10 protein-coding genes and 1 riboswitch are annotated in these 13,506 nt (G+C 60.0%); of the genes, 4 read left to right on the top strand and 6 right to left on the bottom strand.

The annotated features are described in order from the left end of the window. Positions 1-413: 413 nt before the first annotated feature. Together G6L97_RS06475 and G6L97_RS06470 are read right to left on the bottom strand one after the other, a co-directional pair. A complete protein-coding gene (locus G6L97_RS06475) occupies positions 414-947 on the bottom strand; it encodes a DUF1003 domain-containing protein (protein ID WP_003515504.1) in 534 nt (177 codons plus the stop codon). Positions 948-1,056: 109 nt separating this feature from the next. Beyond that, positions 1,057-2,997: an LTA synthase family protein gene (locus tag G6L97_RS06470; RefSeq protein WP_162686643.1), complete on the bottom strand. Its 1,941-nt coding sequence runs from the start codon at positions 2,995-2,997 to the stop codon at positions 1,057-1,059. Between the two features lie 231 nt (positions 2,998-3,228). Between G6L97_RS06470 and G6L97_RS06465 the strand changes: the two genes are divergently transcribed. Next, positions 3,229-4,908 (top strand): NAD+ synthase, encoded by a 1,680-nt coding sequence (locus G6L97_RS06465; RefSeq protein WP_111782478.1) that lies wholly within the window; start codon positions 3,229-3,231, stop codon positions 4,906-4,908. 149 nt (positions 4,909-5,057) lie between these two features. Here the strand turns inward: G6L97_RS06465 and G6L97_RS06460 are convergent, their stop codons facing one another. After that, positions 5,058-5,435 carry a VOC family protein gene (locus G6L97_RS06460; protein WP_111782479.1) on the bottom strand — a complete coding sequence of 126 codons (378 nt, stop codon included), beginning with the start codon at positions 5,433-5,435 and terminating at the stop codon, positions 5,058-5,060. A 192-nt stretch (positions 5,436-5,627) separates the two neighbouring features. On the opposite strand from G6L97_RS06460, the gene G6L97_RS06455 reads away from it, so the two are divergent. Together G6L97_RS06455 and bluB are read left to right on the top strand one after the other, a co-directional pair. Continuing rightward, on the top strand, positions 5,628-6,458 hold the full coding sequence (locus tag G6L97_RS06455) for a TolB family protein (protein ID WP_174002812.1): 831 nt from the start codon (positions 5,628-5,630) through the stop codon (positions 6,456-6,458). Positions 6,459-6,585: 127 nt separating this feature from the next. Continuing rightward, positions 6,586-6,771, top strand: a riboswitch (cobalamin riboswitch). A gap of 98 nt (positions 6,772-6,869) precedes the next feature. Further along, complete coding sequence (bluB, locus tag G6L97_RS06450; RefSeq protein WP_025593576.1) at positions 6,870-7,586, top strand: 5,6-dimethylbenzimidazole synthase; 717 nt, start codon at positions 6,870-6,872, stop codon at positions 7,584-7,586. 69 nt (positions 7,587-7,655) lie between these two features. Here the strand turns inward: bluB and G6L97_RS06445 are convergent, their stop codons facing one another. Then, on the bottom strand, positions 7,656-8,756 hold the full coding sequence (locus G6L97_RS06445) for a DUF2865 domain-containing protein (protein WP_162686642.1): 1,101 nt from the start codon (positions 8,754-8,756) through the stop codon (positions 7,656-7,658). Between the two features lie 135 nt (positions 8,757-8,891). Then, the gene (locus tag G6L97_RS06440; RefSeq protein ID WP_003515491.1) at positions 8,892-11,207 is read right to left on the bottom strand and encodes an NADP-dependent malic enzyme; all 2,316 of its coding nucleotides are present in this window, start codon (positions 11,205-11,207) and stop codon (positions 8,892-8,894) included. 229 nt (positions 11,208-11,436) lie between these two features. Here G6L97_RS06440 and G6L97_RS06435 point away from each other — a divergent pair, with 229 nt between their 5' ends. Then, complete coding sequence (locus G6L97_RS06435; protein WP_025593573.1) at positions 11,437-12,273, top strand: UDP-2,3-diacylglucosamine diphosphatase; 837 nt, start codon at positions 11,437-11,439, stop codon at positions 12,271-12,273. A 245-nt stretch (positions 12,274-12,518) separates the two neighbouring features. Here the strand turns inward: G6L97_RS06435 and dgcA are convergent, their stop codons facing one another. After that, the gene (gene dgcA, locus G6L97_RS06430) at positions 12,519-13,502 is read right to left on the bottom strand and encodes an N-acetyl-D-Glu racemase DgcA (protein WP_013636238.1); all 984 of its coding nucleotides are present in this window, start codon (positions 13,500-13,502) and stop codon (positions 12,519-12,521) included. Positions 13,503-13,506 lie beyond the last annotated feature (4 nt).

Here is a 13,506-nt window from a genome sequence, read left to right as displayed (position 1 = left end):
AATGCAACAAACGCCTGCGTCAATCTGTAGCGCAATAATCTGACGGATTCGTAACCGTTTTGCCCGCTCGTCGTTTTGCGACGCAAAGATGCGCCTTTGCGCCCGGCACGGCCTTCGCCGTCGGGTTTTCGTAGTTTAAGACGGGTTGTGCCCGGTCACGCTCTGATTGGGGTTGGAGTGGACGGATGCTTGCGCGACCGGGCATTCCAGAAAGCCGTATTTCGCAAGAGGCAGTGCACGGCCTTTTGCGAAATGGTCCTGTCACCATGAACGTGCCACCGTTCCCACCACCAGGACCGTCCTTCGGTTTACGCCACGTCTGGCGTCTACCCGGCAGGACTGCATTCAAGATAACAGGGTAAGGCGGGGCGGGGAAAAGCGGGGATGGATTTTCGCGCGCCGGTTCTTTTTCGTCAGTCTTCTTTCCGGGTCACATGGCGGTGAAGGGCAGCGAGGTCCTGCCTGAGTGCTGCCAGTTCGGCCAGTACCTTCACGTCGATCTTTTCGTGCAGAGACAGCACCTCAAGCTCGGCTTTCAGGTTCACCTCATAATCCTTGGCGGCCTCGAAGCGGTCGCGGGCGGCCTGCCGGTTCTGCGACATCATGATGATCGGCGCCTGAATGGCCGCGAGCATCGATAGCAGAAGATTGAGGAAGATGAAGGGGTAGGGGTCGAAGGCCCGCGTCGTCAGCACGATGGTGTTGATGATTGCCCAGAACACCAGGAAAAAGCAGAAGCTGAGGATAAATCCCCAGGAGCCGCCAACCCTTGCAATGCTGTCGGCCAGCCTGTCGCCCAGGTTTGCCCCGGCGGAAAATTCCGCATTGGTGTCGGTCGAGACCAGCTTTTTCTGGTGCGACAGTTCCAGAATACGACGCTCGACCTCGCCGATTTCCCGGGAGGAGCGCTTGAAGTGCGAAACGATATAGTCGGAGATGTCTGACACGGTGCTTCTCGTGGTGCTGATGGTTCGGTAAGGCCCTGTCGAGATAAACCCGCATGGCAAAGGAATTCAAACGATTTCCGCTGCCATGCCGTTTAGGCGTCCAGACCCATCAGACGGAGGGCGTGGCGTCATTTACCCAGTTGAAGCCGGGGAAGAAGCGCTCTCGGCCATATTGCTCGCCGAACATCATGTCGAATTGCAGCAGGCGGTAATTGCGCACCACGTCCGGAATGGAATTGGGTGAAATCGACCAGTCGGGCAGGGCCTTGCCATCCGTCGCCACGAGCATGTGCCGGTCGACAACGGAAAACGCATCCTGCACTTCACCCAAGGTCCCCGTATAGAAGGGGTCTGAGAAACCGGCTGTTTTCAGTACGTGATAGGGCAGCAGCGCCGGGCTGATGGTGCCGATATTCTTGCGCACGCCCGTCTTCGAGGACCAGACGACAAGCGGCGTCTCGTGTTCCTTTTTCATGACTTCCAGCGGCGCGCGGCGGCTGGCTACCATGCCCGGCATGTAGCCGCTTTCCACGAATGTCTGGCCAAGGGGCGGCAGGTGATCGCCGAAGAGCACGATGATGGTTTCGCGCTCGCGCTTTTTTGCCCAGCGCATCAGCTTCAGAAGGGCGTCGTCGGCCTCCGCCACGCCCTGCGCATAGGTACCAAGCGCCTGCGATGCGGAAGCGGAAAGATCGCCCTCTACGCCGATGGTGTCGCTGGCATAACGGCCCGCCTCGTAAGGTCCGTGTCCCTGGAGGGTGACGGCGAAGAGGAAGAGCGGGTTGCGCGCATCGTCCGCGGCCACCATGATCTGGTCCATCAGCGCGTCGTCGGAGGCGAAGTTGCCGCGCTTTTCCATGGGCGGCAATGTCTCTTCCGAGCGGAACTCCTCGAAGCCGAAATTCCTGTAGACTTCCTTGCGGTTCCAGAACCATTCCTGAAACGGATGCATGGCGATGGCCGAATACCCTTCGCCACGGAAGAAGCTGGCAAGCGAGGGCACCGGGCGGCGGATATATTGCTGGTAAGGAATGCTGCCATAGGGCAGGAAGGCGTTGGAAAAGCCGGTCAGTGCCTCGAATTCCACATTCGCCGTCATGCCGCCGAATTCCGGCGAGAACACGTGGCCGGACTGCTTGGCGCGGATGTTGGGCATCGGATCGGCAGAGAGCTTCACGTTTTCAAGCCGTGTCGGATCCCACAGCGATTCGCTCATCAACATGATGACATCAGGGTAATCGCCCGTGTTGGCGGCAAAGGCGGCGGGTTCCGAGGTCAGGTCCGCAATGCTGTTTTCGCCGTAACCCTGCGGCGCCGAGACGTTGGCCATGGGAATATTGAAGGCAAAGGCCATCAGGAAACCGTTATGGCGGTAATTCTCCTGTTGATCCCACATCATGGGGATGATGTTGAGACGATCGCGCACCCACGAATAATGCGAATAGTCCATGAGCGAGGCGAGGCCGGCCAGAAGCGGCAGCGCCAGCACAAGACCTGCGGCGCGTTCGCGCCAGCTCAAGCCGGGCGAATAACGCCGCGCCAGCAGCCACAGGGTGGAAAGGGCCGCAACCGTGGCGCAAAGGCCAAGGCCGACCAGCACGGCCGTCAGCGGCTGGGCTTTCAGCATGGTGGGCAGAAGCTCGAGGATCTGCCGGCCGAACAGCAGGTCGGAGGGATAAAGCGGATCGGAGAGATAGGTCTGTTTCTGCGCGGAAATCAGCCCTGTCAGCGCGCAAAGCGGCGCAACGGCGATGAGCGACAGGTAACGGCGGCCGAGGATGGAATCCAGCGCTACGAGCAGCAGCAGCACGGCGGCGATGGTGGTCATGCCGGGGCGGGCGGATGAGGTGAGGAAGGTGCCGACATCAACTAGCGAACCGCGGGCGATCCATTCCAGCGCGACGACAAGCACGACCGAGGAAAACGTTAGATTGGCAAGCGTGTAGGCCTTACCCGAAAGCTTGGAAAGGCTCCGCGTCCATGCAGGCGAAAAGACAAAATCAGCCTTTTCGGAAGCCGTTGTTTTTGGCGCCGAATTTCTCAAACTCATACTCCGGTATTACGAGGCAACACCGCGCAATTCGGGGAGGTGAATCGGGGCGTCGCAAAACTGTCATGTAACTGTCACATAAGCGCGATGAACGCGACATGAACTTTGCGGGGTGTGGCCGGTGCGGTGATAACCTTAGCGTGAATGCCGGTTGCGGCTTCATCCTATCAAGGTGGTGCGGCATGCAATTGCCGCGTTGCGGAGCGGGCACGGGCGCGGTATTGAAAAGCCATGAGCGACAGACACGACATCAAAAACCATCTTCGAATTGCCGTCGGGCAGTTCAATCCGACTGTTGGCGACGTGGCGGGCAATCTCGCCAGGGCGCGCGAAGCACGGGCCGATGCGGCGACGCAGGGTGCCGATCTCCTGCTTCTGACCGAGCTGTTCATATCCGGCTATCCGCCGGAAGACCTGGTATTGAAGCCGGCTTTTCTGAAAGCGTGCCTGAAGGCCGTGGAAGAACTGGCGGCGGAAACCGCCGATGGCGGGCCGGGCGTCGTCATCGGTTTTCCGCGTCAGGGCGAAACGGGCCGGCACAATTCGGTTGCGCTTCTGGATGGCGGCAGGATCATCGCGCTGCGTGACAAGATCGACCTGCCGAATTACGGCGAGTTCGATGAAAAGCGTGTTTTCGCCGAAGGTTCGATCTCCGGTCCCTATAATTTCCGCGGTGTCAGGATCGGCATTCCGATCTGCGAGGAAATCTGGAACGATATGGGTGTGTGCGAAACGCTTGCCGAAAGTGGGGCGGAAATCCTGCTGGTGCCGAATGGTTCACCCTATTATCGCGGCAAGCTGGATGTGCGCCATCAGGTGGCGCTGAAACAGGTAATCGAAAGCGGCTTGCCGCTGGTCTTCGCCAATCAGCTTGGCGGGCAGGACGAGCTGGTTTTCGACGGCGCGAGCTTCGGTTTCAATGCCGACAAGACCCTTGCCTTCCAGATGAGCCAGTTCGAGGCGACCCTTGCCGTCACCGATTGGAAACGCACCGCAGAAGGCTGGCGCTGCGAAAGCGGTCCTTTCTCGAAAATCCCTGAAGGCGAGGAGGCGGATTACCGCGCCTGCATGCTGGGCTTTCGCGATTACGTCAACAAGAACGGCTTCAAGAGCGTGGTTCTCGGCCTTTCCGGCGGTATCGATTCGGCGATCTGCGCTGCGCTTGCTGTTGATGCGCTGGGCGAAGAGCGGGTGCGCTGCATCATGCTGCCCTATTGTTACACCTCCGAGGATTCGCTGAAGGACGCAGCCGATTGCGCCAGGGCGCTTGGCTGCCGTTACGATATCGTGCCCATTGCCGAACCGGTGGATGGGTTCCTGTCGGCGCTTTCGGAAATGTTCGAGGGCACGGAGGAAGGCATTACCGAAGAAAACCTGCAGAGCCGTACACGCGGCACCATTCTCATGGCTGTTTCCAACAAGTTCGGCTCGATGGTGGTGACAACAGGCAACAAGTCGGAAATGTCGGTGGGGTATGCGACGCTTTATGGCGACATGAATGGCGGTTTCAATCCCATCAAGGACCTCTACAAGATGCAGGTCTACGCCATCTCCAGTTGGCGCAATTCCCATGTGCCGCCGGGCGCGCTCGGGCCGTCCGGCGAAGTGATCCCCGCCAATATCATCTCCAAGGCGCCATCCGCCGAATTGCGACCCAACCAGACAGACCAGGATTCGCTGCCGCCCTATCCGGTGCTGGACGATATTCTGGAGTGCCTGGTGGAAAAGGAAATGTCGGTCGAGGAAATCCTCGCGCGTGGCCATGATATCGCGACGGTGCACCGGATCGAGCATCTGCTCTATCTCGCCGAATACAAACGCCGCCAATCCGCGCCCGGGGTGAAGATCACCAAGAAGAACTTCGGCCGCGATCGCCGTTATCCGATTACCAACCGGTTCAGGGACAGGTAGTCGAAGGAGGGCATGGAGGGAGCTTGCTGGACCCCGAATCTAGTTCGGGGTGATGGAGTGCGGATGCTGCGGCTTCGCCAAATATCGATGGCGAAGAAGCATCCTTTTCCTCCAACGGCGCGGACACGCCGCGCCGTCTCCCTATCTCGTTAAATAACCTGCCCCACATCGATGCGGTTACCATCCGGGTCTTCGAAAACGAAGGCCCGCAGGCCATAATCCTTGTCCTGCAGACTTTTGATGATGCGAAGCCCGTGGCTTTTGCAAAGCGCGTGCAGCGCGCCGGCGTCGCTGACCAGCATATGCGCCACATTGAAGGGGGCCGGTTTGTGCGTCGACTGCAATGTCAGGTGCAACTCGGCATTACCTTGTTTCAGGATCATGAAACCGACAGGGTTGCCGTTTTCGAAGGTCTTTTCGAAGCCCAGCACACGGACATAAAAGTCATGGGCCTTCTCGATATTCTTGACAGGAAGCATTGCGGCGATCCGACCGAAGCGGATGCCGTGAACGGCGATGGTGTTCATCGCGGAACCTCGGATCTGGGAGAAACGGGCAGGGGAGCGGGCGGTGCCGGAACGCTGCTGTTTTTTCCTATTTGAATTTGCAGGGCGGTGCCTGCGGCAATAGGATCATAATCACGGCGGTGGCGGATGCAAACGGAATGTTTGTGCCATTCAACGCTCCACGCCAGACGATCGACAGGCCCGGGAGGCAGTATGCGCAGTTCCATCGAAATCTTCAACATCCGCACTCGGCAGATGCGGGTGGTCTGGCAGACGCCGGAGCTGTTCGAGGCTCCGAACTGGTCGCCGGACGGGAAATACCTGCTTCTGAACTGCGACGGTCTGCTTTATCGCCTGTCACTTGCCGGCGACCCTTCGCCGGAAAAGGTCGATACCGGCTTTGCGACAATCTGCAACAATGACCACGGCATTTCGCCTGACGGTTCGCTTTATGCCATTTCCGACAAGGTGGAGTTCGGCAAGAGTGCCATCTATCTGCTGCCTTCGACGGGCGGAACGCCGCGTCTGATGACTAAGAACCTTCCGTCCTACTGGCACGGCTGGTCGCCGGACGGGAAAGGTTTCGCCTATTGCGGCATTCGCGATCAGGTTTTCGATATTTATTCCATGGACATAGACAGCGGTCTTGAGACACGCCTTACCCATGGTGAGGGCCGCAATGACGGGCCGGATTATTCGCCGGATGGAGAATGGATCTATTTCAACTCCAGCCGCACCGGCCAGATGCAGATCTGGCGCGTGCGGGTGGATGGCTCGGCCGTCGAGCGTATCACCGACAGCGCCTATGGCGACTGGTTCCCGCATCCGTCCCCCAGCGGTGACAAGGTCGTCTTCGTCTCCTACGACGCCGATGTCTTCGACCATCCGCGCGACCTCAACGTGCGCGTGCGGCTGATGGATATGGATGGCGGCAATGCCGAAACGCTGTTTGACCTTTTCGGCGGGCAGGGAACGATGAATTCCCCCAACTGGTCACCGGACGGGGATGAGTTCGCTTATGTGCGGTATTTTCCCGTTGGGTGATGCGGTAGGGGTGCTTCAGCTGGCGCGCGTCTGCGCGGCGGCTGAAGGCCGCAATACGCCGGTGAGGTGGCCACGGTCACATTGCCGCATCGCTGCGCAAGATACTTGTATTTGCAATCTTTGTTGCTCATAAGCTTCTTCGTCAGGTGCCTGCCCTTTAGGGCGGGAGAATCGGGAATCCGGTGCAAGACCGGAACGTGCCCAGCGCTGTGAGGCGGATGCCCTTTTTCTTGATGCCACTGAATCCATTCGGGAAGGCGAAAGTGGGCGGATGAAGCCGAGTCAGAAGACCGGCCTGACAGGATAGACCAGACCGCGTGGACGGCGGCAGGTTGTTGCAGCAGCGCGTCGTGCAGGCGAAAACCGGAGCCGGTTTTCGTGGCGGCGCGCCAGCATTGTTGGGGATAGACGATGCCGACCGATCCACTCGCGACCAGTTCGCTCGACGCAAATGCATTCGATCACGCGCTTTCGCCCGCCTACCCGTTTTCCGAGGGGGAGCGAGAGGCGATCTACCGTGCCATCGAAACCCGCCGTGATGTGCGCGACCAGTTCCTTCCGGATCCATTGCCGGAAGATGTGGTCGAGCGCCTGCTGAAGGCGGCGCATTCCGCGCCCTCGGTCGGTTTCATGCAGCCGTGGAATTTCACGCTCGTCACTGACGGTGCGGTCAGGCAGGCAGCCTGGGTTGCCTTCAGCCGCGCCAATGGCGAGGCGGCGGCGATGTTCGAGGGGGAGCAGCAGGCGCTTTACCGCAGCCTCAAGCTTGAGGGCATCCGCAAGGCGCCGCTCAGCATCTGCGTCACCTGCGATCCGACGCGTGGCGGCAAGGTGGTGCTGGGCCGTACCCACAATCCGCGCACCGATGTCTATTCCACCGTCTGCGCCATCCAGAACCTCTGGCTTGCAGCGCGCGCCGAAGGCATCGGCGTCGGCTGGGTCAGCATTTTCCACGATAGCGACATTCGCACCATTCTCGAGATTCCCGACCACATCGAGATCGTCGCCTGGCTATGCCTCGGCCGCGTCGATACACTTTATACCGAGCCGGAACTGGCGGTGAAGGGGTGGCGCCAGCGCGTGCCGCTGGAGGAGCTGGTGTTTCGCAATCGCTGGGGTGGACGGTAAAGAGAAGACGCGACCGTCTTGTGAGTGAGACAGAGCGTTGCCAACTCCATACCGTGTGCCTGATGGGAGCTATTGCTGCGGCTGAATGCCCTTCAGCGCCGGGTTCTTCAGGTCGATCCGGCCTGTCTGGTCGGGCAGGAATTTAGGGCCGATGACGCGGACCCTGCTGTTGTTCGGGTCATAGTCGCGTTCCGGAACCGGTTGTTCCGGCGGCTTTGCGGCCTGCTGCAGTTCGGTGGGTTTTTTGGAGGTGTCACCTTGCGGTGATGGAATGGTCGTGATGCTGGAATAGGGTTTCTCAGCTTCCGGCCGCGCAGCCTCCTGCTGCTTCATCTCCTCGTGATAGGCGGCCATGTTGCAGGCGCAGCCTGGGGCTTTGGTTGAGGCATTTCGATAAGCAAAGGCGGTCGGCAGGTCCTTGTAGGGCTTTCCTGTTTCAGCCGAGACCATGTCAGCCGTTTCCTGCTCCGTCATGGAGTGGAAATAAAGCTCCGTCTGCGTACCCGGACACATTTTCTGGCATTGTTCGGCCTGCGCACGGAAATCGAGCGGCGAGGCATTGGAAGCGATGGGGAAGAACGAGCCGTCGCAGGTGCGCACGCACAGCGTCCTGAGCCCGCCTTCCGCAGCGGCATTGGGGTAGGGCGAAAGCCCCGCCTGTCCCGGCGGATTGCTCTGTTCGCCGAAGGCGTCGGGGTAACGTGTCACATCGGGGGCCGTCGGCTGGCGCGCTTCCGTTTCCGGAATGGCGCTGCAGCCATTGGCGTCAAGGGCGGCGAGAATGCGCTGGCGTCTGATGTCGCCATCATCGTTGCCCTGGGCCGCCATGGCATAGTCGCGGTCACGGATGATGGCATCGCGTTCGCTCTGCGCATCCGCCATCGCGTCGCTGATCTCCGCGCAGAGTTCGGCATTCGGGCTGCCATAAACGGTGACGCTTGCGGATGAACAGCCGTAACGGCGCAGATCGTTCCTGATCCTGCGGATCTCGATGTTCTGGCGGGTGAGCGCATTGGCGTAACGCCGTACCTCGGCGGTGTTGCCTATGACACGCGGCGGTTCGCGCAGCTGCGCATAAAGCGTATCGCAGACCTGATCCGCGAAAGCAGCGGCCGGGGCGATGAAAACAAGGGGAAGCAGGAGGCCGATAATGCTGCGGCGCCGGGTCAATGGTGCGATCCGTTCGATGTCCCCGGCCGGTGGCGAGGGTGTTATGCTTCGGGAAATCCGTGTTTCAGGAAGATAACATAAGCTGTTGCCGCAATGCGGCAACAGCTTGTTCAAAACTGCGTTAATACGCCTTCATCAGACCGAAGGGTGCGATGCCTGCACGACGGCAAAGGCCGCCATGTTGACAACGCCGCGCGAGGTGACGCTGGGCGACAAGATATGGGCGGGAAGTGCCGTGCCAAGCAGGATGGGGCCGACATGCAGGCCCTCCGTCAGCGTGCGGGTGACGCCGAGCGTGATGTTTGCGGCATCAAGGTTCGGGAAGACCAGCAGGTTCGCTTCGCCGGTCAGCACGCTGTTGGGCATGGCGCGCTTGCGCAGCGCTTCCGAAAGTGCCGAGCCGCCCTGCATTTCGCCGTCCACTTCCAATTCGGGTGCCGCTGCCTGCACGATCTTCAGGGCGCGGCGCATCTTGCGGGCGCTTTCCGAATCGCGCGACCCGAAATTGGAGTGGCTGGCGAGCGCGATCTTCGGCGTGATGCCGAAGCGGCGGATTTCCTTTGCCGCGAGAATGGCCATTTCGGCCACTTCTTCGGAGGTCGGATCGTTGTTGACGAAGGTGTCGGTGAGGAACAGCGCGCCCTGCTGGGTGATGAGCAGGCTGAGGCCTGCGAAAGAGCGAACGCTTTCCTGCTTGCCGATGATCTGGTTCACGTCGCGCAGGTGCCGGTCGTAACGGCCTTCCAGACCGCAGATCAGCGCATCCGCCTCACCACGCTTCACCGACAGCGCGCCGATGACCGTGGAGTTGGTGCGCACGATGGTGCGGGCCGCCTCCGGGTTGATGCCAGCGCGGCCGACCAGGGCGAAATAATCATCGACGTAATCGCGGTAACGCGGATCGTCTTCCGGATTGACCACCGCAAAATCGGTATTCGGACGGATGCGCAGGCCGAAGCGCTTCAGGCGCGTTTCGATGATCTGCGGGCGGCCGATGAGGATCGGGATGCCGGTCCCTTCTTCCAGAAGCACCTGTGCGGCGCGCAGCACGCGCTCGTCTTCGCCTTCAGCAAAGATGATGCGCTTCTTTTCGGCAACCTTGGCGGCGTTGAAGACCGGTTTCATGATGAAGCCGGAACGCCAGACGAAGCGGTTCAGCTGGTCGAGATAGGCTTCGAAATCGCTGATCGGCCGGGCGGCGACGCCGCTTGCGGCGGCAGCACGGGCAACGGCCGGCGCGATGCGCAGGATGAGACGCGGATCGAAAGGCGAGGGAATGAGGTAGTTCGGGCCGAAGATCGGCGTTTCGCCGCTATAGGCCTTGGCGGCGACTTCCGAGACTTCCTCGCGGGCAAGCTCGGCGATGGCCTGCACGGCGGCCATCTTCATTTCCTCGTTGATCGTGGTTGCGCCGCAATCCAGCGCGCCGCGGAAGATATAGGGGAAGCAGAGCACGTTGTTGACCTGGTTCGGGAAATCCGAACGGCCGGTGCAGATCATCGCATCCGGGCGGGCAGCACGGGCCACTTCCGGCATGATTTCCGGATTGGGGTTGGCAAGCGCCAGGATCAGCGGATTTTCCGCCATGCGCTCCAGAAGTTCCGGCTTCAGCACGCCTGCCGCCGAAAGACCGAGGAAGACATCCGCGCCGTCGATCGAGTCGGCCAGAACCCGCTTGTCGGTCTTCTGCGCGTAGACTTCCTTCCACTCGTCCATCAGCGAGTTGCGGCCGTCATAAACGAGGCCCTCGATATCGTGGACCCAGATGTTTTCTTTCTTTGCGCCCATGGCGACAAGCAGATTGAGGCAGGCAAGGGCTGCCGCACCGGCGCCTGACGCAACGATCTTGACGCTCGAAAGCGATTTTCCGGCCAGTTCCAGCGCGTTGGTGACGGCGGCGGCGACGATGATCGCCGTGCCGTGCTGATCGTCGTGGAAGACGGGTATGTTCATCTTCTCGCGCAGCTGGCGCTCCACCTCGAAACATTCGGGCGCCTTGATGTCTTCAAGGTTGATGCCGCCGAAGGTGGGTTCCAGCGCTGCGATGGTGGAGACCATGTCGTTGATGCCGGGCGCATCGATCTCGATATCGAAAACGTCGATGCCGGCGAATTTCTTGAAGAGGACAGCCTTGCCCTCCATAACAGGCTTGGACGCAAGCGGGCCGATATTTCCAAGGCCAAGCACTGCCGTACCGTTGGAAATCACTGCAACGAGATTGGCGCGGGCGGTATATTCCGCCGCCATTTCCGGATTTTCATGGATGGCGAGGCAGGGGGCGGCGACACCCGGCGAGTAGGCAAGCGCCAGATCGCGCTGGTTGCCAAGGGGCTTGGTGGCCTGGATTTCCAGCTTGCCGGGGCGCGGGTAGCGGTGGAAAAAGAGCGCCTGTTCCTCGATGTCGGCCTTTGCCGTGTTGGCGGGCGTGTTGTTCTTATCGTGAGAGGTCATGTCTTCCACCGTCATGTCTGGTTCAATTCCGGCCCTCTGAATACAACAAACTTTCCCATGGTACAGCCGTTATTTGCCGCCCCCTTATGCAAATGCGGGCATAGCTTATTCGCGTTTTCGTGATGCCAACGGTCATATTCCATACAAAAACCGGCCATTGTCATGTTGCTGCAACACGAGTCTGGTTCTGAGAGGGAAGAAAGCCGCAGGGACGCAACCGAACAAGGGGATTAAATCCGTGGCCGGTCAAATTGAAACCAGACAGTTCAGAACGCTTTTCATTTCGGATGTCCATCTCGGTTCCAAGGCGGCCAAGACGGATTTTTTGCTCGACTTCCTGAAACATCACGAGGCCGATACGATCATCCTGGTCGGTGACATCATCGACGGCTGGCGGCTGCGCCGCAGCTGGTACTGGCCGCAGGGCTGCAACGACGTGGTGCAGAAGTTGTTGCGCAAGGCCCGCAAGGGAACACGTATCGTTTATATTCCCGGCAACCACGATGAATTTCTGCGCGAGTTTCCGGGCATGCATTTCGGTGGTATCGAAGTGGCCGAGCGCATGATCCACGAGGCGGCAGACGGCAAGAAATATCTCATCATCCATGGCGACGAGTTCGACGTGGTGGTGCGCAATGCCCGCCTGCTCGCCTATCTCGGTGACTGGGCCTACGACGCGGCGATTGCGATCAACATCGTCCTTGCTGCGGTGCGCCGCCGCATCGGCCTGCCTTACTGGTCGTTCTCCGCCTGGGCGAAATTGCAGGTCAAACACGCCGTCAACTTCATCGGCGAGTTCCAGCGCGTAGTGGCCGACGAGGCGCGCCGCAACAATGTGGATGGTGTGATCTGTGGCCATATCCACCACGCCGTGATGGAAGACATGGACGGCATCCGCTACATCAACACCGGCGACTGGGTGGAAAGCTGCACGGCGATTGCCGAAAATGCCGATGGCACTTTCGAGCTGATCACCTGGATGCAGACGAGCGATGTCCCTTCGCAGACATCGGACGAGATGGAGCCGGTGGATATTCCAGGTCTGATTGGCAAGCACGCGGCCTGATTGGGGTTGGTTCAGCAGGCAGGGCGATCCCTAAGCGCGGGATGGTTCAGCTCTCTGTCGTCATCCTTGGGCTTGTCCCAAGGATTTGCAACCGATTGATTTCGCGCGACGTGGATAGATCCTCGGGACAAGCCCGAGGATGACGTCGAGTGTGAGGCGAGGCTGGTCATACAGTTTACGTGATACTGCAAAGATTATTGCGATGTTCGGCGTAGTGCTTTCACACGAAACCCGAACGACGGCTCTTATCCCCACAACTCCGGCTGCGGCGGATAAACCAGCGACCCCTCGTAAACGAGGCCCGGCTGCCGGTCCTGCCTGAGAATCAGCGGGCCGTCGAGATCGGAGAAGGCGGCTCCCTGGGCGGCCAGAACGGCGGGGGCCATGCCGAGCGAGGTGCCGAGCATGCAGCCGACCATGATGATGAAGCCTAGCCGCTCCGCCTCTGCCTTCATGACAAGTGCTTCCGTGAGACCGCCGGTCTTGTCCAGCTTGATGTTGATCGCATCGTAACGGTCGCGCAGGTCTGCGAGGTCCTTGGTGGAATGCACGCTTTCATCGGCGCAGATGGGGACCGGGTGGTCGATGCGGGCCAGGATGGCGTCCTTGCCGGCGGGAAGCGGCTGTTCGATGAGTGCGATGTTCAGTTCCGCTGCGAGTTTCAGATAATATTCGATATTATCGTCGTTCCAGCCCTCATTGGCGTCGATGATGATGCGCGCGTCAGGTGCTGCGGTGCGCACGGCCCGCAGGCGCGCCTCGTCATCCGCCGTTCCTGTCTTGATCTTCAGCAGCGGGCGGCCAGCGTTTTCCGCCGTTTTAGCCGCCATGGTCTCGGGATCGGCAAGCGAGATGGTATAGGCGGTAACGAGCGGTTTTGCCGCGTGTCCGAGACTATGTTCGGCAGCACTTTTGCCACTCATCTTGGCTTCGAGGTCCCATAGTGCGCAATCCACTGCATTGCGGGCGGCGCCGGGTTTCATCACCTGCTGCAATTCATGCCGTGTCAGGCCGCCGGCAATCTGCTCAGCCATTGCTTCGATATCGGCGATAACGCCTTCGATGCTTTCGCCATAACGCGGGTAGGGCACACATTCACCTCTGCCGGTAAAGGAACCATCGCGGATGGTGCACGTTACGACATCCGCATGTGTGCGAGTGCCGCGTGAAATAGTGAAGCTGCCAGCAACGGCGAAACGTTCTGTTGTGGCTTGAAGGTAACGGGGCATGTTT

The organism is Agrobacterium tumefaciens (genome assembly GCF_013318015.2).
GTDB classification, from domain to species: Bacteria; Pseudomonadota; Alphaproteobacteria; order Rhizobiales; family Rhizobiaceae; genus Agrobacterium; species Agrobacterium tumefaciens.
This window is presented reverse-complemented; position numbering and strand designations above follow the sequence as displayed.

Coding starts and splice junctions, on each gene's coding strand:
- bluB (WP_025593576.1), top strand. CDS start 6,870: ATGCCGACCGATCCACTCGCGACCAGTTCGCTCGACGCAAATGCATTC.
- G6L97_RS06440 (WP_003515491.1), bottom strand. CDS start 11,207: ATGACCTCTCACGATAAGAACAACACGCCCGCCAACACGGCAAAGGCC.
- G6L97_RS06470 (WP_162686643.1), bottom strand. CDS start 2,997: ATGAGTTTGAGAAATTCGGCGCCAAAAACAACGGCTTCCGAAAAGGCT.
- G6L97_RS06455 (WP_174002812.1), top strand. CDS start 5,628: ATGCGCAGTTCCATCGAAATCTTCAACATCCGCACTCGGCAGATGCGG.
- G6L97_RS06465 (WP_111782478.1), top strand. CDS start 3,229: ATGAGCGACAGACACGACATCAAAAACCATCTTCGAATTGCCGTCGGG.
- dgcA (WP_013636238.1), bottom strand. CDS start 13,502: ATGCCCCGTTACCTTCAAGCCACAACAGAACGTTTCGCCGTTGCTGGC.
- G6L97_RS06460 (WP_111782479.1), bottom strand. CDS start 5,435: ATGAACACCATCGCCGTTCACGGCATCCGCTTCGGTCGGATCGCCGCA.